Here is a 22,170-nt window from a genome sequence, read left to right on the forward strand (position 1 = left end):
CCGTGGCATCATCAATTCAATCTTCTAAGGCCAAGCTCCTCGCCGGCTTCGTCATTGGCTAGTGCTGGGCCAATTTGTCCCAAGCCGGCGCAATCGCCTGACGCACGTCCTTGTAGGCATCGAACAGACGATCATAGCGCTCGATATTTGCCGGATCGGGCGCCTCGGCCTCGCCAAGCAAGGGCGTCACCCAGTCGGCAATGCAGCTGTCCATGTCCTGATAGGCGCCGATCGCGACGGCAGCCATCATCGCGACACCGGCAGCCCCCGCCTCTTCGCGATCCGAAATCCGCACCGGCGCCTTGACGGCGGCAGATAGCGAACCTCGTAGAGCGCGCGAACGGGCGGCCCCTCCGGTGATGCGCAGCTCCGAAGGCATGTCGCCCATGGCCGCGTAGCAATCCCGCGTTGCCATGCCCAGCCCTTCGACCACGGCCCTCAGCATGTCGGCAAAGCCATGCCGCGTCGAAAGTCCGGTAAAGCCGGCACGCGCATGTGCGTTGACGAAGGGACCGCGCTCGCCGGCCTCGGAAATATAGGGGTGATAGAGAAGGTTCGTCGGACGCGCTTCGGCAAACCACGCATCGATGCGCGGAATAAGGTCGGAATAGGAAATCTCGCTACCGCCAGCTGACATCAGATCCGCCGCAACCTTGAGAATCCAATCGATATTGATGGTCGCGCCCATATTGGTCTGGACCTGCGTGACGATACCGGGGATCGGCAGTGCGATAACATATCCCGTCCCCTCTTCGTTGAGCTGGACATCGGGCACGGCCTTGGCTCGCATATGCACGCCCGTCGATCCGATCGTCGAGCAGGCGGCGTTCCGACCGCCAGTGCGGACGCCTGCACCAAGCGCGGTCATGACCATATCGACGTAACCCAGGCAGACTGGCGTTCCCGCACGTAAGCCGGCGGCCTTGGCGGCGGCCTCCGTCAGGGGATGGCTGATCTCCGTTCCGTCGACAATCTCGGGCAGAAGCGAGCGCCGGCGGGCAAGGCCGAGCGCATCGATGACAACCGGATCATATTGGCGGTTGCGGAAATTGCCGAAGGTGAAGCTCGCCTCCGATGGATCGGTCGCCCGTATGCCGGTGAGGTTCAGGTAGAGCCAGTCCTTGCAATGCAGCGCTGTCTCCGCCCGATCGAGAATCTCGGGCATGAAGCGGTCCATATGGGCGAGCTGAGCACCCTGCTGGCAGGTGTTGAGCCCTGTACCCGTCGCCTCGAACCGGGCGCGGTTGTCGGCCGAGGCGCTCAGGCGCGTGACGGTGGATGCCGCGCGGGCGTCAAGCCACAGCCAGGCATCACCGACCGGAGTATTGCCGGAGCCGACAAGCCAGGTGCCGTCGCCTTGTCCGGTAACCGCGATCGCCGCCGTTCGGGCGGCAAGGTTGCCCACCCTCTCCCCAAGGCCGCGCAATGCACTGAGGCAATCCGACCACGTCTGGCCGAGCGATTGAGTGACCGACCCATCCTCTCCCGTCTCATAGCGATTGCGCGCTGAAGCCGAAGCGATCTGCCGTCCGGATAGCTCGAAGGCAACTGCCTTCAAAACCGAGGTACCCGCATCGATCCCGATGATGATCCCGTCGCTTTTAGACATTGCAAGCCAGCTCCACCACGCGACACTCTCCGGCAAGAGCATCGGCAACCATCACAAACATTTTCATTCCTCCCCACACGGCCGAGGGCATAATCTACGCCAGGTCGCATCTATCGTCGCCATCGTACTCTCCACTCCAAAGGGAGGATCGCGAACGAAGCACCAGCGCACACCCGATACCAGCCACGCAATGGATCCGACGCACAGCCGCGACCCATCAAGCAGCTCGCGGCTTTATAACATAATCATATCGTTGTTACAGTAATATTTTTCTGGCGTTGTAATTTTTTTCATATAAAATGGATGTAGTTAATAGGCAAGCCGCAGCAGGGAAAGACTGCAGCAACGCTTTGGAGGAACACGGATCAACGACCTGAATCTCTTGGATCAAATCAGGGAGGCCGGTGAAAAGCGCCAGGCGACCATCTTATAATTTTGAGTTATATCAAATTATTATCGAGAAACTTTTATATCAGGTCGGCCAAAACGACGCCGATCGGCGAACCTCGGAAGAAGGCCGACAAAGCGAGAGCTTCGAATGTGAAAAGGCGGGAAGCACTGAGAACCAAAGATACCGGCCGGATACCGGATCTGTTAAATCTCGGTTGACACGCCCAAAGATTTATAACATATGAAATGCAGAACTTAACATACTTATATCACAATTGTCGCATAGATGCGGCGATTGCGAACCCAAGGTGGGCGACTGGAGGAGACAGCCGTCCGCACGCTGAGGAGGCTTCCTGATGTTGAATTTCCTTTCCGGTGACGGCGCCGCCCGAAGCCAAGCGGAGCGCTCCACGGTGCGAACGCGCGAGCCGTGCTTCCGTTAAGCCGGAACCATCGGACTTTTCTCCCTTTCTCCATCAGGTAATCCGGCTGACATGCCCAAGGTCGTTCGAACATGAATACGCAAGCTCAATATGCAACTGCCAAGCCGACTGGCTCCAAGCTCAAGATCGTCGCCGGCATCGCCGCGGTGGTGATCGTAATCGGCGCCATCGCTGCCGATACCAAGGTGGTCAAGATCGGCTCGGAACACGACGTGCGCGAGCAGGGCTTCCAGCCGGAGACCTTTGGCGCTACCGAATTCCCGAAAGTCCAAGCCGATGTCGAAAAGCGCGCCGTCGATGCAGTAACGCTCGCCAGTGCGGTTCTGGCCGACAAGAAGGCGGCGGGCGAGAAATATGGCGTCGCCACCACAACCGGCCCCGTCCTCCCTGTCTCTTTGACGGGCACGTTCGGCGAGCGCAAGGCCAACCTCAACGAATTCAAGGTCGACGGCGTGCCCGAAGGCATCACCGTCCGCGTCCAAACAGGTCCAGCAATCAACGGTACAGATCTTCGCGATGCCACGGGTAAGATCGAATTCGGCCAGTTCACCAACCAGATCGAATATCAGGACGCGGGCTCCGCCATCAACAATGAGATGAAGAAGGCGACGCTTGGCAGTCTGGATCCGGAGAAGCTGACGGGCAAGACGGCGACGGTCGTCGGCGTTTTCAAGCTCATTAATCCGAAGAACTGGCTCGTCACCCCGGTAAAGGTCGATGTGAAATGAGCCAGGTTCAGCACAATGGCGCCACCACGGGCGAAGTTGTTCTCGCCGCGCGCAATGTTGCCAAATCCTATGGCAGCGTCCATGCGCTGAAGGGCGTCAATTTCGATATTCGTCGCGGCGAAGTCACCACCCTCTTCGGCGAGAACGGTGCCGGCAAATCGACGCTGATGAAGATCCTCTCCGGCGTCATCCAGCCGACATCGGGTGAGATCATTCTCGATGGCGCTCCGATCTCCTTTGCCTCCTCCACGCATGCGCGCGCCTGCGGCATTTCCATCATCCACCAGGAATTGAGCCTGGCACCGAATCTCAGCGTCCGCGACAACATCTTCATGGGTCGCGAGATCATGAAGGGTGGCGTAGTCGATTTTGCCGAGGAAGAGCGCCAGACCCGTGCGCTGATGGAAGAGCTCGAGGAAAATATCGATCCGCTCACACCCGTCGAGGATCTTCGCCTCGGCCAGCAGCAGATCGTCGAGATCGCTCGCGCGCTTTCCGTTAATTCCCGCATCCTGATCATGGACGAGCCGACTTCGGCGCTCAGCGCCAGCGAAGTCGAAGTTCTCTTCAAGGTCATTCGCGATCTGACGAACCGCGGCGTGTCGATCGTCTATATCTCGCATCATCTGGAAGAGGCGCTGCAAATCACCCATCACGCCGTCGTTCTGCGCGACGGCAACATGACCGCCTATGCCGAACGCAAGGACATCGATCTCGAATGGATCGTGCGCAACATGGTCGGCGACAATTTCGACCTCGGCAGCCCGCCGGCAGGCCATAAAATGGGCGATGTGGCGCTGACGATCGATAATCTCACCGTCCCCGGCCCGTCGGGCGCCGCCTATAACGCTGTCGACCGCCTGTCGCTTCAAGTCCGCGCCGGCGAGATCGTCTGCATCTACGGCCTGATGGGCGCCGGTCGTACTGAGCTGCTCGAATGTGTGGCGGGGCGGCTTCGGTCGAGCGGCGGCCGCGTGCTCCTAGGCAACACCGATGTCGGCGGTCTTTCCATTGCCGGCCGGATCGCGCAGGGGCTGGTGCTGGTGCCGGAAGATCGTCAGCGCGACGGTCTCGTTCAGACGATGACCGTCGGCTCGAACCTGTCGCTTGCGAGCATCGGTGCCTTTACCAAGGGTCTTTTCACATCGAGCGGCCGTGAGCGGTCGTTGGTGAACGACTCGATCCGCAAAGTTCACATCAAGACCGATGGCGGCGAGGCCGCAATCGGCTCTCTGTCCGGCGGCAATCAGCAGAAGGTCGTTATCGGCAAAATGCTGGCAACGGCGCCTCGCGTGATCCTGCTCGACGAACCAAGCCGCGGTATCGACATCGGCGCGAAGGCTGAAGTCTTCAAGCTGCTCGCCGAGCGCGCCAAAGAGGGTCTGGCGGTGATCTATTCGACCTCGGAAGTCGCCGAATGCCTGAGCATCGCCCATCGCATCATCGTCATGCACCGCGGCAAGATTTCTGCCGAATTCGGTCCTGATGTCACCAAGGAAAAGATCATGGCCGCCTCGGGCGAAGCAGTGGTCGCGCACTAGCCGCATTCATGGAGCACTGATTATGTCAGTCACGAACATTACAGATAAGAAACCAGTATCCAACGGACAGCGGCGGAATTTCAGTCTCGTGCGGCTGATCCTGGAAGGACGCGCCTTCTTTGCGCTGATCGTCATCATCGCGGTCTTCTCCTTCCTGTCGCCCTACTACTTCTCGCTCAGCAACTTCCTGACTATGGCCTCGCATGTTGCGATCTTCGGCATCCTCGCCATCGGCATGTTGCTCGTCATCTTGAATGGCGGCATTGACCTGTCGGTCGGCTCGACGCTTGGCCTTGCCGGCTGTATCGCCGGCTTCCTGATGCAGGGCGTCACGCTGTCGAGTTTCGGCGTCATCCTCTATCCGCCGGTCTGGGCAGTCGTCGTGCTGACCTGCATCCTCGGTGGCGTGGTCGGTGCGGTCAACGGCGTGCTCATCGCCTACCTGCGCGTCCCGGCCTTCGTCGCTTCGTTGGGCGTCCTCTATGTTGCCCGGGGTATCGCCTTGCTGATGACGAACGGGCTTACCTACAACAATCTCGGTGGCCGCCCCGAACTCGGCAATACCGGCTTCAACTGGCTGGGCTTCAACCGCCTCGCCGGCGTCCCGATCGGCGTCATCGTCCTTGCGGTGCTTGCGATCATTTGCGGTATCGTTCTCAGCCGCACCGCCTTCGGCCGCTGGCTCTACGCCTCGGGCGGCAACGAGCGCGCTGCCGATCTTTCCGGCGTTCCGGTCAAGCAGGTCAAGATCGCTGTCTACGTGCTTTCAGGTATTTGCGCTGCCATTGCCGGCCTCGTCCTGTCCTCGCAGCTGACCTCGGCCGGTCCGAATGCCGGCACCAGCTATGAGCTGACCGCAATTGCCGCCGTCGTCATTGGCGGCGCCGCATTGACGGGCGGCCGCGGTACGGTGCGCGGCACCATGCTGGGCGCCTTCGTCATCGGCTTCCTGGCGGACGGCCTCGTCATCATCGGTGTCTCGGCCTATTGGCAGACGGTTTTTACCGGCGCGGTCATCGTGCTCGCCGTGCTCATGAACAGCATCCAGTACGGGCGCCGGACCAAATCCGGCTGACACTGCATCAAGACTTGTCCCCGGTCGGTGAGATGCCGATCGGAGAAAGGACCGCCGGTTCGCCGGCATTACCAGAGCTCATCAAAGGGAGAGAGACTAATGTTCAAAAAAGGTTTGCGCATCGTCATGGCAGCAGTTGCTGTGGCACCGCTTCTAACGGGGGCCGCCTGGGCCGCCGGTCAGATCACCGTCATCGTTAACGATCCGTCCAACCCCTACTGGCTGACGGAAGGCAATATCGCCAAGGCAACCGCCGAGAAGCTCGGCTATACCGCCACAGTCGGTGCGCATAAGGGCGATACCAACACCGAAAGCAACCTGATCGATACGGCGATCACCAACAAGTCGGTCGCCATCATCCTCGATCCGGCCAATGCTGACGGCTCTGTTGGTGCAGTCAAGAAGGCCGTTGCAGCCGGAATCCCGGTTTTCCTCGTCAACGCTGAAATCAACCAGGAAGGCCTTGCCAAGGCTCAGCTCGTTTCCAACAACGCCCAGGGTGCGGCGATCGGCGCTCAGCAGTGGGTCGAAGCCGTTGGCGACAAGGGCAATTATGCCGAACTCTTCGGCTCGCCTTCCGATAACAATGCCGCTACCCGCTCGAACGGCTACGAAACCGTGCTGACGCAATATCCCGACCTGAAGAAGGTTGCCAAGGAGGTTGCCAACTGGGACCGCACCCAGGGCCACAACAAGATGCAGTCGATTCTGCAGGCGCATCCGGACATCACCGGCGTGATCTCCGGCAATGACGAAATGGCCCTTGGCGCGATTGCCGCTCTCAAGGAAGCCGGCAAGCTCGCCAACGTCAAGGTCGGCGGCTTCGACGGTTCGCCGGACGCTGTTGCCGCCATCAAGGCCGGTGAGCTTCAGTACACCGTCCTGCAGCCGGTTGCCGTCTTCTCCGAAGAAGCCGTCAAGCAGGCCGACAGCTTCATCAAGACCGGCAAGACCGGTGCCAAGAGCGAAAAGCAACTTTTCGATTGCATCCTGATCACAAAGGATAATGTCGACAAGTACACGGCACCTTTCGTTCTGTCCGAGTAATGATATCGGGGGCGCCGGAACTCGGCGCCCCTATCCCTAGACCGCGGCGGGCGGCACCCTGGCTCAACATTAGACAGAACTTGCAGAAACTCTGATAGCGAACTGTTCTTTATATCTTTTTCTATAACGTGACGTTCGCCGCAGCAAGTTAATCTCCGCAAGGTTCAGCGTCAGAGGCCAAAGTGACAGACAAGACAAGCCCCGTATCATTCCTGCAAGACGAGCTGCCGAGCGACAGCCGGCATTCGCGCCAGATTGCCAGGCGCCAGATGATCGCCGAAGCCGTCATGGCGGAAGGCTCGATGCGCATCGAGGATCTGACTGAGCGCTTCGGCATCAGCCTGATGACGGCTCATCGCGATGTCGACGAACTGGTCAGCCGAGGCCTGTTTCGCAAGACGCGCGGCATCGTATCGGCCGCAGCGACCAGCCTGATCGAATCGAGCGACGTCTATCGCGCCAACCGGCAGGCAAGCGAAAAGAAGATGATCGCCGCGGCTGCCATGCAGTTCATCGAGCCTGGCCAGGCAATTTTCCTCGACGATTCCACCACCGTCCTGCAGATGGCTTCGCAGCTGCCGGCCAAGGTTCCTCTGACGGCGATCACCAATTCGCTGACGCTGATGAATGCGCTGAAGGATATGCATGACGTGACGCTTCTGGCGCTCGGCGGGCAATATTATAATTGGTGCAATGCCTTCATGGGGCGGATGACGATCAACGAAATCAATCGCTTACGGGCCGATGTCACCTTCATCTCGATGTCGGCCATCATCGACGATGTCGTTTTCCATCAGTCGCCCGAGATCGTCGATATCAAGCGCGCGATGTTCGATAGTGCCGCCAAGCGCATCTTGCTGATGGATCATACGAAGTTCGAACGGCGGGCGCTGCATAGTTTCGCGCATCTGAGCGAATTCGATGTCGTCATCGTCGACGAGAAGACACCCGCCGCCCATCTGGAGCGTATGCGCAACAAGAATATCAACGTGGTCGTCGCCAAAGGCGACAAGGAGCGATCATGAGGCTGAAGCCCGCAACGGCCACCTCTTTTCGTTCATGATCAGGAGTCACGGGAATGCCGAGTCTGCTCGGAATTGACAGCGGTTTGACCGTCACCAAAGCCGTCATCTTCGACATTGACGGAACGCCGCTCGCCGTTGCGCGCCGTCGGGTGACCCAGTTCATGCCGAAGGCACGCCATGTCGAGCGGAACATGGACGAACTCTGGAACCAGACGGCCGACGCCATTGCCGAGGCGATCAGGCTCAGCAACCGCCCGGCAAGCGACATCCAGGCAATTGCCGCAACCGCACACGGCGACGGCATCTATCTGCTCGACAAGGCAAAGAAGCCGCTCGGACGCGCCATTCTTTCGCTCGACAGCCGCGCCGGATCGATCGTCGAACAATGGTTGAAGACTCCTGTTGCCGAAGCGTCTTTGAAGCTGACCGGTCAATTGCCGCATGTCTCGGCCCCATCGGCGCTCCTTGCCTGGATCAAGGTCAATGAGCCCGAGCGCTTTGCTGAAATCGGCCACATTTTGAGCTGCAAGGACTGGCTGCGATTCTGCCTGACTGGCGTTGCCGGTACCGACCGTACCGAAGCAAGCACCTCCTTCACCAATGTTTCGACGCAGGATTATTCTGCAGATGCCCTGGAGCTTTTCGGCATTGCCGAGGTGACGGGTGCCTTGCCACCTGTCTCGCGATCCGACGAAATCGTAGGATACGTGACAGAAGCCGTCGCGAAGCGAACCGGCCTTGCCGAAGATACGCCCGTCGTTGCCGGCCTGCACGACGTGACCGCCTCAGCCCTCGGAGCCGGCGGCTATGCGTCCGGCGTCGTCGCCGTTATTGCCGGCACCTATTCGATCAACGAGACGCTCTCCTCGGAACCGCGCGTCGACGGCCGCTGGTTCTGCCGCAATGCCATTGCACCGGGCCAATGGAACAACATGTCAATCTCGCCGGCGTCGTCGGCGAACTACGAATGGTTCCTCGACAAGCTCTGCGCCAGAGAAATTGCAAGCGCGGAAGCAGCGGGCAAGTCGATCCATGCCGTGCTCGGCCCCGAGATCGAGGCGGCGTTCAACCGGCCATCGAGCGCGCTCTTCCACCCCTATCTGTTCGGCTCCCCCTATGGCGCTGAGGCAAGCGCCAGCTTTTTCGGGCTTGGCGGCTGGCATGATCGCGGCGATATGCTGCGCGCCGTCCTCGAAGGCATCGCCTTCAACCATAAGATTCACGTCGATGCCCTAAGCGACGGTTTTTCTTTCGATCAGGCAAGGCTGGCAGGCGGCGTCTCGCGCAGTCCGATCGTCGTGCAGATGTTTGCCGACGTGCTCGGCATGCCGGTCACCGTCACCGAAACCGACGAAGCCGCGGCCTGGGGGGCCGCGCTTTGCGCCGGTGTCGGGATCGGTGTCTATGCCAGCCCGCAAAGCGATCCGCGCGATGTCGGCAAGATCGCCAGAACCTATCATCCGGATTCCGCCCGCAGCGCCGATTATCGCGTCCGCTACGACCTCTTCCGCGACATCGCTGAAGCAATGACGCCGCTCTGGCCGCGGATCGGCAATCTCGCGACCCAGCACTCCCAAGCCTAAACCAAAATTGCGCCGCGCGAGAAGACTCTGTCGCGGCAGTTCACCAGGACAATGATGTTATGACCGATAGGACCGCCGATCTGAAACAACGCTTCTCGCAGCTTCAAGACGGAGATGTCGATGTTGTCATCCTCGGCGCAGGCGTCAATGGCGCGGGGCTGTTTCGCGATCTGTCGCTGCAGGGCATCAACTGCCTGATCGTCGATAAATCAGATTTCGGCTCGGGAACGAGTGCTGCGCCATCCAGGCTGATCCATGGTGGCCTGAAATATCTGGAAACAGGCGAATTCGGCCTGGTCGCGCAATCGGCGCTTGAGCGAAACCTTCTGCTCAGGAACGCGCCGCATTGCGTCGAAGCACTGCCGACCTTCGTGCCGATCTTCTCATGGACACGCGGCATCTGGGCAGCCCTACGCACGCTGACGGGCTCGACCACCGCCCCACGCAGCCGTGGCGCCTTGCTTATCAAGATCGGGCTTGCACTCTACGACTTCTTCGGTTCGCGCAACCGTGTCATGCCGCGCCACCGGTTCCTTTTGAAGCGCCGTGCGCTGAAGGAAATGCCGCATGTCACGCCTGAGATCGTCGCCGGCGGTATCTATTACGATGCCAAGATCAGCCGGCCGGAACGGCTGGTCTATGAGCTCGTCAATGACGGACTGGAGGCGAACAAGTGCTCGCTCGCCGCAAATGCGACAAGGCTTGTTTCGTCAGCCGACGGCCTGCTGACCTTCCAGCGCGCCGACGGCTATGCCTTTTCGGCCAAGCCGAAGCTCGTGATCAATGCCGCCGGTCCATGGATCGATCACGTCAACGCCGCTCTCGGTGCGCCGGCCCATCTGATCGGCGGCACCAAGGGATCGCATATCTTGCTCGATCATCCCGAACTGGTGCGCAGCCTGAACGGCCACATGATCTATTTCGAAGCCGATGACGGGCGCATCTGCCTAGTCTACGGCTATCTCGGCCAGGCGCTTGTAGGATCGACCGATATCCCTTGCGACGATCCAGACAATGTGCGTTGCGAGGAAGACGAGATCGACTACTTCCTCGACAGCGTCAGATCACTCCTTCCGAGCCTGCGCTTCGATCGCGATCAGGTGACCTACAGCTATAGCGGCATTCGCCCCCTGCCCGCCTCGGACGCCTCGTCGCCGGGCCTGATCAGCCGCGATCACTCCGCACCCGTTTTCGAGCCGCAGGCCGGACGCCCCTTTCCGATCATTTCTCTGGTCGGCGGCAAATGGACCACATTCCGCGGCTTTGCCGAAGAGGTTGCCGATACTGTGCTGGCGCGCCTTCAACGCGGCCGCAAGATGTCCACGGAGCGGCTTGCGATCGGCGGCGGCCGGGATTTCCCGGTCAATTTCGATGAGCGGGCGAGCTGGATCCGATCGGTCGCCGCAAAGACCGGAGCCGAGGCAAGCAGAGTGGATGAGTTGCTCGGCCGATACGGCACGACTGCCGCAGCTATTCTCACTCGCCCTTCGGACTATAAAGACGGCCAACGCATCAGCGGCGCACCTCGCCACAGCGCGCTCGAGATCGATTGGATCGCGCGGCAGGAGATGGTCGTGCATCTCTCCGACATTGTCTTCCGGCGTACGACCATGGCGATCGAGGGCCTGCTGACGATCCAGGGATTACGCGAAATCGGTGCAATCGCCGCAGCAGCCCTGCAGTGGGATGCGCAGCGACTGGCCAAGGAGATCGACGATGTCGTTGTATCGCTATCGAAATTTCACGGCCAGACGCTGAGCGAAGAAAGCGTGCGCCAGGCGGCAGGCCCGGCTGCACGCTGATCATCTGGCTCAGGAGAAAACCGGGTCGAGCGAACCGGATTTGTAACGCCTGGCCATTTCGGCAACGGAAAGCGGCTGGAGACGCGAAGCGTGGCCGGCCGTGCCGAACTGTTCGAAGCGCTCCTTGCAGAGCTTCGTCAGTGCAGCCATAGCGGGCTTCATATATTTACGAGGATCGAACTCGCTCGGATCCTCCTGCAGCACGCGGCGGATCTGGCCCGTCATCGCCATGCGGCCATCGGTATCGATGTTGATCTTGCGTACGCCGTTCTTGATGCCGCGCTGGATCTCTTCGACCGGCACGCCCCAAGTCGGCTTCATCTTGCCGCCGTATCTGTTGATGATCTCCTGCAACTCCTCGGGCACCGAGGAGGAGCCATGCATGACAAGGTGGGTATTGGGCAGCTTGCGATGGATCTCCTCGATCACGCTCATCGCCAGCACCGAACCATCCGGTTTGCGCGTGAACTTATAGGCGCCATGCGAGGTGCCCATGGCAATCGCCAGCGCGTCGACCTTGGTCTCGCGCACGAATTTAACCGCCTCGTCCGGATTGGTGAGCAACTGATCATGAGACAGCTTGCCTTCCGCCCCATGACCATCCTCAGCTTCGCCCATGCCGGTTTCCAGCGAGCCGAGCACGCCAAGCTCACCCTCGACGGAAATGCCGCCGAGATGTGCCATGTCGGTCACCGTCTTGGTCACGCCGACATTGTAGTCCCAATCTGCCGGCGTCTTGGCATCCGCCTTCAGAGATCCATCCATCATGACCGAGGTGAAGCCGGCCTGGATCGCCGTCATGCAGCTCGAGGGATCGTTGCCATGATCCAGATGCACGCAGACGGGAATATGCGGGTAGATTTCCACGACTGCGTCCATCATGTGTTTCAGCATGATGTCGTTGGCATAAGCCCTGGCCCCCCTCGACGCCTGCATGATCACGGGCGCGTTGACCGCATCGGCCGCTTCCATGATGGCGAGCGCCTGTTCCATATTGTTGATATTGAAAGCTGGAACGCCGTAGCCGTTTTCAGCGGCGTGATCGAGCAATTGCCTTAAGGTGATACGTGCCATTCAACTCTCCCCTGGGTCATGATGGGCGGCTAAGATCGCGTGGATGTTGCTATTTGCCCGACCTCGTTATGGAGATGTGCGCCGTCAGTATGTGACTACGCTACAATCCGGCAAACAGGGCATGCAGACAGCAAGGCATCCTCCAGTACAAACATAACGGCAAAATATGACAAAATCACAGTTTTTGTGAGATTTTCTTCGATTTTCACAAGGAGATCAGTCTCGAATGTGGGGAATAGAGGTTACTGTAGCTGCGGGAGAGATCCGATCGCGCCGCGGCTCCATTATTGATCGTCATTTTGCCGGCAACGGCGAGGCATGACGGGTCACTGAATAAACAATCGAAGAATACGCGATCGAGTCCGTGCTCCTCGAGCTGCTGCGGCAGCCCAACCTGCATTCACTTCCATAAAAACATTGACTGCTCATGGTTTCGCTGTTTTCTATAGATAAAAAACAGAAGCCGGCCGGACTGCATGAAAGTTGCATGTTGCCTCAGCCGGACGGTCCTATTCATCAACATCGAATATGGGAGGAAAGTGGCGTGAGCTCGCGGATCATCCAGCTCGGCACCAGCCGGTTCTTGCAGGCGCATGCGGCATTCTTCGTGCACGAGGCACGACAATCCGGCCAGGATGCTGGTCCCATTGCTGTCGTTCAGGTTTCAGGCGCCAGCAGCCGCAGCGGGCGCGTCGCTGCCTTCGGCAATCCGGCTGGCTATCCCGTCATCATACGCGGCATGTCGGATGGGCAACCCGTCGATCGCAGCGTCCAGGTCATGAGCGTCGATCGCGGCCTCTCTGCAGTCGAACACTGGGGGGAGCTGTCAAGGCTCTTTGCCGAGGATGCGGAATTCGTCATCTCCAACACCGGCGAAACCGGCTACCAGACATGGCCGGAGGAAGACCGCTTCGTCACAAACGGCCAGGTTCCGCGATCTTTCCCCGCCAAGCTTGCCGCGCTCCTCGTCAGACGCTGGCAGGCCTCCGGGCGCCCCCTGGTCATCCTTCCTTGCGAACTGATGACGGGCAACGGCCGCGTTCTGAAACAGACGGTCATCGATTGCGCCCGGCTCAACGATGTGCCGGCTGAATTCTATACCTGGCTCGACGGCCACGCTGCCTTCGCCGACACCCTGGTCGATCGCATCGTTTCCGAGCCGATCGAGCCGATCGGCGCTGTTGCCGAACCCTATGCCCTGTGGGCGATCAAACGCGCGCCCGGTGTCCGCGCGCCATGCCACCATCCAAGCATCGTACTGACCGACGATCTCGCCCCTTATGAGCGCCTGAAACTGCATATCCTCAATCTCGGCCACACCTTCCTTGCCGAAATCTGGCAGCGCGAAAGTCGTCCGGCGGACGAAACCGTGCGCGCCATACTGGCCGACAAGGGCGTAAGGGCGAGACTCGATACTCTCTACGAAAACGAAGTGCTGCCCGGCTTTGCCGCAAACGGCATGGGCGACGAGGCGAAGGCCTATGTCGCTACGACACTCGACCGCTTCCTCAATCCTTTTCTAGACCATCGCATCGCCGACATCAGCCAGCACCACCCCGAAAAGGTGGCCCGCCGCATCCATGCTTTTCTGGATTGGGCGGATAAGGCCGGCAGTAAATCGGGAATGCCCGAGCTGCGACAGATCGCGGCGCGCTATTCTTGAGTGCGCCGATGAGAGGTCTGCTTGAGCCTAAACGAAGATCTGGGGGTGAAGTGGTAATAGGGTTGGACAAGTTAAGCCTTCCATCGGCCCTTAAGGCAGCGCAGGCCTGATCTGGGCCGCTTTCCAATTCAATTGCTCAGCCAAAAGTTTCGGAGTTCACTAAAGTGTCAGCGGGTGGAGGCGCGTTCCCGATCCACCGGCGCGTAGGCTACCTGCGAAATATGGAGATTGATTCACTACTCTCAGTTACAGCCGATTATCGACAAAATACCATTGCTCCATGTGCGAGCGCACTATGGGTTCTACTACCGTATTCAAATGTGCGACATCATGAACAAGATATTTCCTAACGTCTGATCCTTCAGGGAGCACGAAAGGCTTCAGGGCCGTCAGCGCAAATCGCACCCCCGTCTCCCGGACGATATAAATCGGATAGATTAAGGCATTCGTCCTTCGAGCCATTCGCGCGATGAGCGCATAATTGCCCTCAAGATGCACGGGCCTTCCGAAGAACGGCGCTCGGATATGCCCGTTGAAGCCCTCGTCACAGAACATCAGCAGATTGCCGCCGTTCTCCAGGATTCTCAGGGCCGGGCGCACGAAGCTGCGGCCGGGTTTCAAGATTCCAAGTCCCGCCCTCTTGCGCAAGCGGTTGACGATATAGTGGCGTGAGCGGCGTTTGGGCGGGTCGTAATTCATGGTGACGTCGAGTCCCATGTCGAGAAGGCAATGCCAGAGTACCTCCCAATTGCTGATATGGGGCGCGATGAAGATCACCGGCCCTTTACTGCAACGCTCGACCAGTCCTTCGGTGCCAATCATGCGAACGTGCCGTCGTGCCAGTCTCGGCACGACTGAATATTCCGCCATCTGCCGCCCTTGAGAATCGGCATAAGCCCTGAAGAGCTTATCGAGCTCTGCATCGCCAAGCTCGGGCCTGATCATCTTGAGATTAGCTGCGGCGCGCGCATAAGCGCTTTTATGAAAGCGCGGAGCCAGAACTCGTCCGAGCCAACCGCCAAGGTCGGAGCAGACGCTCGCCGGCAATAGCATGAAGGCAAAATAGAGGAAGAGATCGATAGCGTTGTCGATATTCTCATAAAGCCAATAGCGCAGAAATGCCTTGCGCCGGTCGCCGCCAGCCACGAAATCGGCAAGGGGCGGAGCTTTCGGCGGCTCATAGGTCCACGCCTTGCGCTTACCGGCGGTGACTTCTTTATCGGTCTTGGTCGTCATCCCCGGCGCCTATGCAGTGTCACGGGCATGCCGTCACGCGGACGCAATGTCAGGCGGCATTGTGGCTGAACCTTATGTCCATCTCTGACCCGAACGCGAAAACGTTGAGCCAAGATCGCCAGGCAGAGGATCGCCTCGGTGAGGCCGAATTGCAGGCCCGGACATACACGCGGGCCGGCCGCGAAGGGAATATAGCTGTAAGGCGCTGGCCGCGCCTCGCCGAGGAAACGCTCCGGATAAAAGCGATGCGGCTCGGGAAAGAGAGAATCCGTGCGATGCAGGATCCATGGCACGATCAGCACCAGTGCCGCCTTGCGTATCTTCACGTCGCCGATCTGGTCGGGCTCGGCCGCCTGCCGTGCCAGGATCGGTACCGGGGGATAGAGGCGCAGCGTCTCCTCGATCACCGCGCGGCACCAGTCGAGCTTCGCGACATCGTCGATCGAGGGGACCCGATCACCGCAGACAGCCTCGATTTCCGCATGAACCGCCTCCTCCACCCAGGGTGCCCCTGCGAGCAGATACCAGGCCCAGGTCAGGGTTGCCGCCGTGGTTTCGTGGCCTGCCATGAAGATGGTGGCGGCCTCGTTGCGAAGCGCCACGACATCGAGTTTCAGCTCGGGATTGCGCTGCTGCCGGCGGATCAGCAGTTCGACCATGGAACTATTGTCGCCCTTGCCAGCCAGATGATCTTCAATCACCTGATCGATGATCCGGTGAATGCGTTTCACCGACCGGCTCAAGCTCGGCGTCCTGATGATCGGCAGCCCCTCATCGAAGCCGAGAAAATAGCCGAAATTGACGGAATCGACCAGCGACTGGTAGTTCGCAAAGCCTTCGGTGACCGCATTGGCGCTCTCCTCGCCGAGATCATTGCCGAAGACGCTGCGCGAGATGATCTCCGCCGTCAGCCCGGCCATCTCGAACAAGGCATTGACCTCCGCGCCCTCGCCCAAGCTTTGCCAGCGGTCGGCAAGCTCGCTTGCGGTACTTTGCATGATCGAACCGAAGGCCGGGACGCGGTTTTTATGCACGATATCGGAGACCAGCGGCCGGCGCTGCTTCCAGGTCTCTTTGTCGGAAATGAACAAGCCGTCACCCAGCAGATATTCCAGCGCGCGTCGCATCTGCGGCGTCTTGCGCTCGAAGTTCTCATGGCGCTTGGCAACCACATAGCGGATAGCCTCGGGCGAATTGACGATGACGAGCTGCCGGCCCAGAAGCTTGAACTCCGCCACATGCTCGCGATAATCCGCGCGACGCCAGATCGACAGAAAGTCGCTGCGCGCCTGCAGCATAAGCTTCAGCGGCTGGCCGGGCTTGCCGCCATAATAGGCGGCGTGGGCCGGCTCGAAATATTGCGCGGATTGATCGGCGTGTTCGACGATTTCGGTTTTCTGATCGAGCCAGGCCAGCATAGCGGTGCAGAACTTTCGCGCCTTGCGGCCGGTAACGATGTGAGAACGGCCGAGCGCCACGACGCACGGTCGTGGTCACTATATTCATTTCGCAACCGCAGAAAAGCCCTCGCTTGGCCAAAGTAGAGGCTCTTCTTTCGCCTTGCGATCGACCGTGCCTAAAGCGCCTCCAGCATAAGCAGCTCATCCAAAGTCTGGCGCCTGCGGATCAAGCGATGGGTTTCGCCGTCGATCAGGACCTCCGGTGCATAAAGACGGCTGTTATAATTCGACGACATGGTTGCCCCGTAAGCGCCGGCGCCATGAAACACGAGATAATCGCCGACATGGGTCTCGGGCAAATCGCGCGTTTCTACGGTGCCATTGTCCGTCTGCGTGAAAACATCACCCGATTCGCAAAGGGGGCCTGCCACGACTGACGGGAAGGTAGTTCCGGCGGTATCGCGAGGCGCTGTGCCTGGAATGACTGAGATATGGTGATAACTGCCGTACATAGCCGGTCTGGCAAGATCGCTGAAGCCGGCATCGACGAGCACGAAGCGGTTGCGGCCCATCATCTTGACGGCTCTGACTTCAGCAAGCAATACGCCGGAATCGGCAGTCAGGAAGCGCCCCGGTTCGATCTCCAGCCGGATTGTATGGCCAAAGTGCGCCTCGATCTCGCGCCGGGCCTTGTCCCAGAGCGAAAAGTAATGGGCAGGATCGATCTCTTCTTCACCCTCCCTATAGGGCACAGACAGGCCGCCGCCAGCCGAGATGGCCTCGATATCGGCATCCAGCGCGCGGCAGAATCCGATCATCGCTCCGCAGACGCGCTGCAGATGCCCATAATCGACGCCGGAGCCGATATGCATGTGCAGTCCTACGAGCTTCAAAGAATATTGACGCGTCAGCGCCACGGCCTCCTGTAACTGCTCGAACCAGATGCCATGCTTGCTGGTCTCGCCGCCGGTATTGGTCTTTTTGCTATGGCCATGCCCGAAACCGGGATTGATGCGCAGCCAGACCCGATGACCCGGCGAGCGCTCACCCAATTGATGCAGCATATCGATGGAACCGATATTCACCTCGATCTTGTCGGCAATGACACGTTCCAATGTCGGCCGGTCGAAGACGTCGGCAGTGAACACGATCTCCGCAGCTCCCGACGGATTCCCAGCGGAAAAACCTGCCCGCATCGCCCGCTCGATCTCGCCGAGCGAGACGGCATCGACCCGCACGCCCGCTTTGCGCATCTCTTTCAGAATATGAATGTTCGATGAGGCCTTCTGCGCATAGCGAATGACGTCGAAGGCGGAGAGTTGCGCGATGCGGCGGCGGATCGCAGCGACATCATAGATCCAGAGCGGCGTTCCATATTCGGCGGCAAGCGCGCTCAACGTTTCATTGGAAGGGATGGTCATCTTGTCTCGATCGGGTCAGGGCGGGAATGGATCAACAATGAATAATAATATGGGCGGAGCGACCGTGTCACTCCGCCCCTTTGTGGATACAAGAGTGCTGCAGCCGGTTAGCGCCTGGCGGCGGCAAGTGCCTGCTCGAGATCGGCAATGATCTCCTTGGCAGCGTGCAGCCCGACGTTCAGGCGGATCGTGCGGTCACTGACACCAAAGCGCGCGAAGACGTTGGTCTCCGGCGAAATGCTGAGTGCTGCCTTTGCCGGCACCACCAGGCTTTCCGGCCCGCCCCAGCTCACTCCGATGCGAATGAGGCGCAATGCATCGACGAAATCGGCCACATCGATGCGGTCCGAAACCTCGAAGGAAAACAGCCCGCCAAAGCCGCTGAAGGTGCTCTTTCCGGCATGGTCGCCAAGTGCGGGATGCATGACGTTGGTCACATCCGCATGGGCATCGAGCCAGGACGCCACTTCGAGCCCGGCTTCGTGATGATGGCGCATGCGAAATGGCAGTGTCTCTAAATTACGCAGGACGAGCCATGCTTCGAACGGCGCGAGCTTTGCACCCGTATAGGGGTAGATTTCGCTGTTGATCCGGTCGATATGCGCCTTCGAGCCGGTAACAAGTCCCGCCACCGTGTCGCTCTGTCCACCAAGATATTTCGAGGCGGCGTGAATGACGATATCGATACCGGCGGAGAGCGGCTTCTGAAAGAGCGGCGTTGCCCAGGAATTGTCGACCATTGTTACGACGCCATGGCGGCGAGCTGCCTCAGCGATCGCAGTCAGGTCCTGCAGCTCGAAAACCATCGAGGTCGGGTTTTCGAGATAGGCAAGCTTGGCACCCGGAAGCGCGGCAAGCATGGCTTGCGTATCGGTGCCGTCGATATAGTCGACGACGACGCCGAAGCGCTTCAGGACTTTTTCGAAGAAGCGGAAGGCATCGCTATAGACGTGCCGGACGGTGACGATACGATCGCCGGGTCCGACGAAGGCGAGAACTGCAGCAGCAATCGCGCCCATGCCGCTCGAAAAGGCACGTGCCTCTTCCGCGCCTTCCATTTCGGCGATCTTGCGCTCCAGAAGCCGCACGGTCGGGTTGTCGCCGCGCGAATAGATCGGCTTCTTCGAGCGGCCGGCGAAGACGTCCTCCAGTTCCTTGTAGCTATCGAACAGGAAGAGCGATGTCTGGTAGATCGGCGGCACGGCCGCGTCGAACGGATCGTCGCGCGGCGGCATCAGCGCATCTGGAATAGCGTGGCGGTAGGCATCGAATCTCGGCGTCTCGTTCATGGCGTTCCTCTTGGGTCAGGAGTGAAGTGTCGATTGGCCAACAAGGCGGCCCGGTGCATCGGTCGGCAGAATGGCGAGCCATTCCCTCCATCCGACAAAGCCGCCGAGGACGGCAGCGAGAATGGCTGCGGCAGCGGCAGCAGCAGAGATGCCGGCAAAGCCCATCCAAAGCGGCAGCAGGAGCAGAAGCGGGATCAGCAGATATCCCTGCGGTGCAAGCCCCACGAGCGCGGACAAGCCGGCCCGGCCCCGCGATTGCAGCATGACAAGCAGGACGGATTGAAAAGCTGCAAGCGGAAAGATCGGAAAGAGGTGCCGCAACCAGGCGACTGCCTCATCCACGACGTCCTGGTTATCCGTGAACAGGCGTGTGATCGGCTCGGCAGCCAGGAACAGCAAGATGGAATAGAGCAATGCGACCGGCATCGTCACAGCGAGCATGAACCGGATCACGGCTTTCAGACGCTCGGCATCGCCAGCGCCGAAGGCATGACTGACGACGCTCTGGGCGCCGAGGCAAAAACCGAACAACGGAAGCTGTCCCAAAGTCATCAGCCGGATGGCAATCGCCGTTGCGGCGACGCCGGTATCGCCGCCATGGACAGCGGCCTCCCGCATCAGGACCAGAAAGCCGAGACCCGTGACTATGCTTGTTGCGGCAGCGGGAAGGCCGATCCGCGCGATCGGCCAAAGCAGTTGCCAGCAAATCGCCCCGCCGGTCACGCTCACTGTTCCCCATCGGCGCAGGAAGTAGACGGCATAGCATGCAAGGGCTGCAAGGGACGACACAATGGTCGCCAGTGCCGCGCCGGACGCACCGAGCTTGAAGAGAAAGATGAAGGCAGGGTCGAGAACCGCGTTCAATGCGAAGCTCGCGATCAGCACGATCATCGAGAAACGTGAATTGCCTTCGGCGATCGCGATAAAATCGCAGATAGCCTGCAAAAGCCCGAGCGTCACCCCGAAAGCAAGCAGCCGCCCATAATCGAGCCCTGGGGCAAGGAGATTGTCGCTGGCGTCAAGCGCGCCGACAAAATCCGGCAGGCCGAGATAGATCAGGATTGACAAGAGGATGCCGAGCGGGATCGTCGCCGCGAGCGCTGTCGTGGCGACCGACGCTGCGGCTTTGATATCCCCTTCGCCAAGGTAGCGCGCAAGCAGTGTCGCAAGCCCGATACCCAGCCCCTGACCGGCGGCCGCGACAAGCAGAAATAGCGGCATGACCAGGCTGATGCCCGCCAGCACGTCCGGACCGAGCGTTCCCAGGAAGATCGCGTTGATCGCATGATGGCCGGCACTGGCGGCCAATCCTGCCACGGCCGGAAGCGCGACCGCCAGAACGAGCCGCTTGACGCGCGGATCGTTCATATCGACGGCTGCTTTCATCAGGCGCCTCGCGCCAGCGAGCCAAGGACAGGCTGCCCATCCTCTGTAGGTAAGCCGGTGAGATCCGGCAGCAGCAGCCGGTCCATGAAGAAGCGCTCGCGCAGAAGCATGACCAGCAGCGCCTTTTTGTGCGGGAACTGAATATGCTTGACCTTGGCGAAGCCGGAACGATCGAGATTGCGGATTTGCTGGGCGTGATGATGGATCGGCTCGCCGACGATACGGCGGGTGCGCGGATCAGCCAGGAACATGTAGTGCATCAGCGATGGCAGCCAGGCGCTGACGAAGGCTTTTCCGCGGAAATCATCCTCACCGATCGCCACATGCCAGCCGCGGTCGTAGCCGTCGGCGTCGTAATGCGGGCCGATCCTATCTTCCTTTGCCCAATAGAGTTCGAAGTAACCGAAGGGCACACCGCCGAAGGTTCCGATCAGCGGCAGCGTGCGCGAATCGGCAAGGCGGCCTGCGATGAAATCACGATGATAGGAAAGATCGCCGCTGTCTTCCCATATGGCGGCAACCCTCGGATCGTTCATCCAGCGATGGAAATGCGCAAGATCGGCCTCGATATCGGCGACATGGAAGCCAAGCTGAGTATTCAGCCAGGGAATGAAGCGGCTGTAGACGCGGCCGGTAGGCTTCGGAGGCCGCTGCGGATGAAGGGCGCCATTCGTCAGGATCGGCAATTCCGGATAGGCCTTGGGCGCACTTCCGAGCCAGGATCCCGCCTGCTGGAAAAAGGATTCGGGCCGCACGATGAGGCGCTCGCCGCTACGTTCAATCGCGCCGGTCTCCAGCAGTCGCCTTGCAAGATCATCATCCGCAAGCGCGATCTCGAAGCAAATCAGATGCGGATTGCATGCCAGAATGGCTTCTGACACGGCGTTGACGATATCCGCGCCGGAAGGCAGCGGAACCGCCGCCGAGATTGTATCGAAGACCAGAACATTGGTGGCCGGCCCCGATAGATGACCTGAGGCCACTTTCACTTCATGATGCTCGACGCGGAAACTTCCTGGTGTAGACCCTGCCGATATGATGAGCGGCTGGCCGCAGGCAAGCGCACTGCTCTCAAAGCCCGAAGCCGGCAGTCGCAGATCAAAGGATCTCTCCGCCGCCCTATCGCTCCTGATCGCCAGGGAAGCATCCATATTTCATCTCCATATCTTCAGAAACACGCCGGCTGAGATCGGCAGGCCAAGCACAGCGCTAATTCTGCGGTGACGAACGACATCGGCAGAAATTCAAAATATTTTCCGAAAATATTTTTTGAAAATCTCCTGAATTTTCCAAAACTCCATTCGTCATGCAGCTGCATCGATGTAATTTTCGGAGTAACCGAGTTTATCGACGCCAGAAGTCAGAGATATCAATCGATTAAACTTAATATCTACAATAGATATTGAGATGTATACGCTATTTTATTTCGATTGATTAGATATGTATTTCAGTACACCC

The 22,170-nt window shown here is 59.6% G+C and carries 16 protein-coding genes; 8 read left to right on the forward strand and 8 right to left on the reverse strand.

What is annotated here, in order from left to right; all coding sequences use genetic code 11:
• Positions 1-58: 58 nt before the first annotated feature.
• Positions 59-1,609: an FGGY-family carbohydrate kinase gene (locus JJQ51_RS29835; RefSeq protein ID WP_269245637.1), complete on the reverse strand. Its 1,551-nt coding sequence runs from the start codon at positions 1,607-1,609 to the stop codon at positions 59-61.
• A gap of 904 nt (positions 1,610-2,513) precedes the next feature.
• On the opposite strand from JJQ51_RS29835, the gene JJQ51_RS29840 reads away from it, so the two are divergent.
• The 7 genes from JJQ51_RS29840 to JJQ51_RS29870 all read left to right on the forward strand — a co-directional run bounded on the left by JJQ51_RS29840 (position 2,514) and on the right by JJQ51_RS29870 (position 11,243).
• Complete coding sequence (locus JJQ51_RS29840; protein WP_113352437.1) at positions 2,514-3,170, forward strand: DUF2291 domain-containing protein; 657 nt, start codon at positions 2,514-2,516, stop codon at positions 3,168-3,170.
• Positions 3,167-4,711 (forward strand): sugar ABC transporter ATP-binding protein, encoded by a 1,545-nt coding sequence (locus tag JJQ51_RS29845; RefSeq protein ID WP_113352438.1) that lies wholly within the window; start codon positions 3,167-3,169, stop codon positions 4,709-4,711. The genes JJQ51_RS29840 and JJQ51_RS29845 overlap by 4 nt, the downstream gene beginning before the upstream one ends.
• 22 nt (positions 4,712-4,733) lie before the next feature.
• Positions 4,734-5,786: an ABC transporter permease gene (locus JJQ51_RS29850; RefSeq protein ID WP_041678207.1), complete on the forward strand. Its 1,053-nt coding sequence runs from the start codon at positions 4,734-4,736 to the stop codon at positions 5,784-5,786.
• Positions 5,787-5,885: 99 nt separating this feature from the next.
• Positions 5,886-6,833, forward strand: coding sequence for a D-ribose ABC transporter substrate-binding protein (locus JJQ51_RS29855; protein ID WP_069615621.1), 948 nt, complete (start codon positions 5,886-5,888; stop codon positions 6,831-6,833).
• 269 nt (positions 6,834-7,102) lie between these two features.
• Complete coding sequence (locus JJQ51_RS29860) at positions 7,103-7,858, forward strand: DeoR/GlpR family DNA-binding transcription regulator (protein WP_350223831.1); 756 nt, start codon at positions 7,103-7,105, stop codon at positions 7,856-7,858.
• 53 nt (positions 7,859-7,911) lie between these two features.
• Positions 7,912-9,441, forward strand: a complete 1,530-nt coding sequence (locus JJQ51_RS29865; RefSeq protein WP_113352439.1) for an FGGY-family carbohydrate kinase — start codon at positions 7,912-7,914, stop codon at positions 9,439-9,441.
• Positions 9,442-9,500: 59 nt separating this feature from the next.
• Positions 9,501-11,243: a glycerol-3-phosphate dehydrogenase/oxidase gene (locus JJQ51_RS29870; protein ID WP_152095905.1), complete on the forward strand. Its 1,743-nt coding sequence runs from the start codon at positions 9,501-9,503 to the stop codon at positions 11,241-11,243.
• A gap of 9 nt (positions 11,244-11,252) precedes the next feature.
• Here the strand turns inward: JJQ51_RS29870 and fba are convergent, their stop codons facing one another.
• Positions 11,253-12,317: a class II fructose-bisphosphate aldolase gene (fba, locus tag JJQ51_RS29875; RefSeq protein ID WP_113352441.1), complete on the reverse strand. Its 1,065-nt coding sequence runs from the start codon at positions 12,315-12,317 to the stop codon at positions 11,253-11,255.
• 544 nt (positions 12,318-12,861) lie between these two features.
• Here fba and JJQ51_RS29880 point away from each other — a divergent pair.
• The gene (locus tag JJQ51_RS29880) at positions 12,862-13,980 is read left to right on the forward strand and encodes a mannitol dehydrogenase family protein (protein ID WP_113352443.1); all 1,119 of its coding nucleotides are present in this window, start codon (positions 12,862-12,864) and stop codon (positions 13,978-13,980) included.
• A gap of 246 nt (positions 13,981-14,226) precedes the next feature.
• Here the strand turns inward: JJQ51_RS29880 and JJQ51_RS29885 are convergent, their stop codons facing one another.
• The 6 genes from JJQ51_RS29885 to JJQ51_RS29910 form a co-directional block, all read right to left on the reverse strand.
• On the reverse strand, positions 14,227-15,216 hold the full coding sequence (locus tag JJQ51_RS29885) for a lysophospholipid acyltransferase family protein (RefSeq protein WP_113352444.1): 990 nt from the start codon (positions 15,214-15,216) through the stop codon (positions 14,227-14,229).
• Complete coding sequence (locus JJQ51_RS29890) at positions 15,213-16,694, reverse strand: cytochrome P450 (protein WP_246661200.1); 1,482 nt, start codon at positions 16,692-16,694, stop codon at positions 15,213-15,215. Before JJQ51_RS29890 ends, JJQ51_RS29885 begins: the two co-directional genes overlap by 4 nt.
• Positions 16,695-16,792: 98 nt before the next feature.
• Positions 16,793-18,037 carry a diaminopimelate decarboxylase gene (gene lysA, locus JJQ51_RS29895; RefSeq protein WP_113333892.1) on the reverse strand — a complete coding sequence of 415 codons (1,245 nt, stop codon included), beginning with the start codon at positions 18,035-18,037 and terminating at the stop codon, positions 16,793-16,795.
• 107 nt (positions 18,038-18,144) lie between these two features.
• Positions 18,145-19,326 (reverse strand): PLP-dependent transferase, encoded by a 1,182-nt coding sequence (locus tag JJQ51_RS29900; RefSeq protein ID WP_113333893.1) that lies wholly within the window; start codon positions 19,324-19,326, stop codon positions 18,145-18,147.
• Positions 19,327-19,341: 15 nt separating this feature from the next.
• Positions 19,342-20,712, reverse strand: coding sequence for an MATE family efflux transporter (locus JJQ51_RS29905; RefSeq protein WP_113352445.1), 1,371 nt, complete (start codon positions 20,710-20,712; stop codon positions 19,342-19,344).
• Entirely contained in the window at positions 20,712-21,863 is a 1,152-nt protein-coding gene (locus tag JJQ51_RS29910; protein WP_145635611.1) for a GNAT family N-acetyltransferase, read from the reverse strand. The genes JJQ51_RS29905 and JJQ51_RS29910 overlap by 1 nt, the downstream gene beginning before the upstream one ends.
• Positions 21,864-22,170: the final 307 nt, after the last annotated feature.

Origin of the sequence: Rhizobium sp. AG207R (assembly GCF_027109195.1) — a bacterium.
GTDB classification, from domain to species: domain Bacteria; phylum Pseudomonadota; class Alphaproteobacteria; order Rhizobiales; family Rhizobiaceae; genus Rhizobium; species Rhizobium dioscoreae.

Coding starts and splice junctions, on each gene's coding strand:
- JJQ51_RS29835 (WP_269245637.1), bottom strand. CDS start 1,609: ATGTCTAAAAGCGACGGGATCATCATCGGGATCGATGCGGGTACCTCG.
- JJQ51_RS29840 (WP_113352437.1), top strand. CDS start 2,514: ATGAATACGCAAGCTCAATATGCAACTGCCAAGCCGACTGGCTCCAAG.
- JJQ51_RS29845 (WP_113352438.1), top strand. CDS start 3,167: ATGAGCCAGGTTCAGCACAATGGCGCCACCACGGGCGAAGTTGTTCTC.
- JJQ51_RS29850 (WP_041678207.1), top strand. CDS start 4,734: ATGTCAGTCACGAACATTACAGATAAGAAACCAGTATCCAACGGACAG.
- JJQ51_RS29855 (WP_069615621.1), top strand. CDS start 5,886: ATGTTCAAAAAAGGTTTGCGCATCGTCATGGCAGCAGTTGCTGTGGCA.
- JJQ51_RS29860 (WP_350223831.1), top strand. CDS start 7,103: ATGATCGCCGAAGCCGTCATGGCGGAAGGCTCGATGCGCATCGAGGAT.
- JJQ51_RS29865 (WP_113352439.1), top strand. CDS start 7,912: ATGCCGAGTCTGCTCGGAATTGACAGCGGTTTGACCGTCACCAAAGCC.
- JJQ51_RS29870 (WP_152095905.1), top strand. CDS start 9,501: ATGACCGATAGGACCGCCGATCTGAAACAACGCTTCTCGCAGCTTCAA.
- fba (WP_113352441.1), bottom strand. CDS start 12,317: ATGGCACGTATCACCTTAAGGCAATTGCTCGATCACGCCGCTGAAAAC.
- JJQ51_RS29885 (WP_113352444.1), bottom strand. CDS start 15,216: ATGACGACCAAGACCGATAAAGAAGTCACCGCCGGTAAGCGCAAGGCG.
- lysA (WP_113333892.1), bottom strand. CDS start 18,037: ATGACCATCCCTTCCAATGAAACGTTGAGCGCGCTTGCCGCCGAATAT.
- JJQ51_RS29900 (WP_113333893.1), bottom strand. CDS start 19,326: ATGAACGAGACGCCGAGATTCGATGCCTACCGCCACGCTATTCCAGAT.
- JJQ51_RS29905 (WP_113352445.1), bottom strand. CDS start 20,712: ATGAAAGCAGCCGTCGATATGAACGATCCGCGCGTCAAGCGGCTCGTT.
- JJQ51_RS29910 (WP_145635611.1), bottom strand. CDS start 21,863: ATGGATGCTTCCCTGGCGATCAGGAGCGATAGGGCGGCGGAGAGATCC.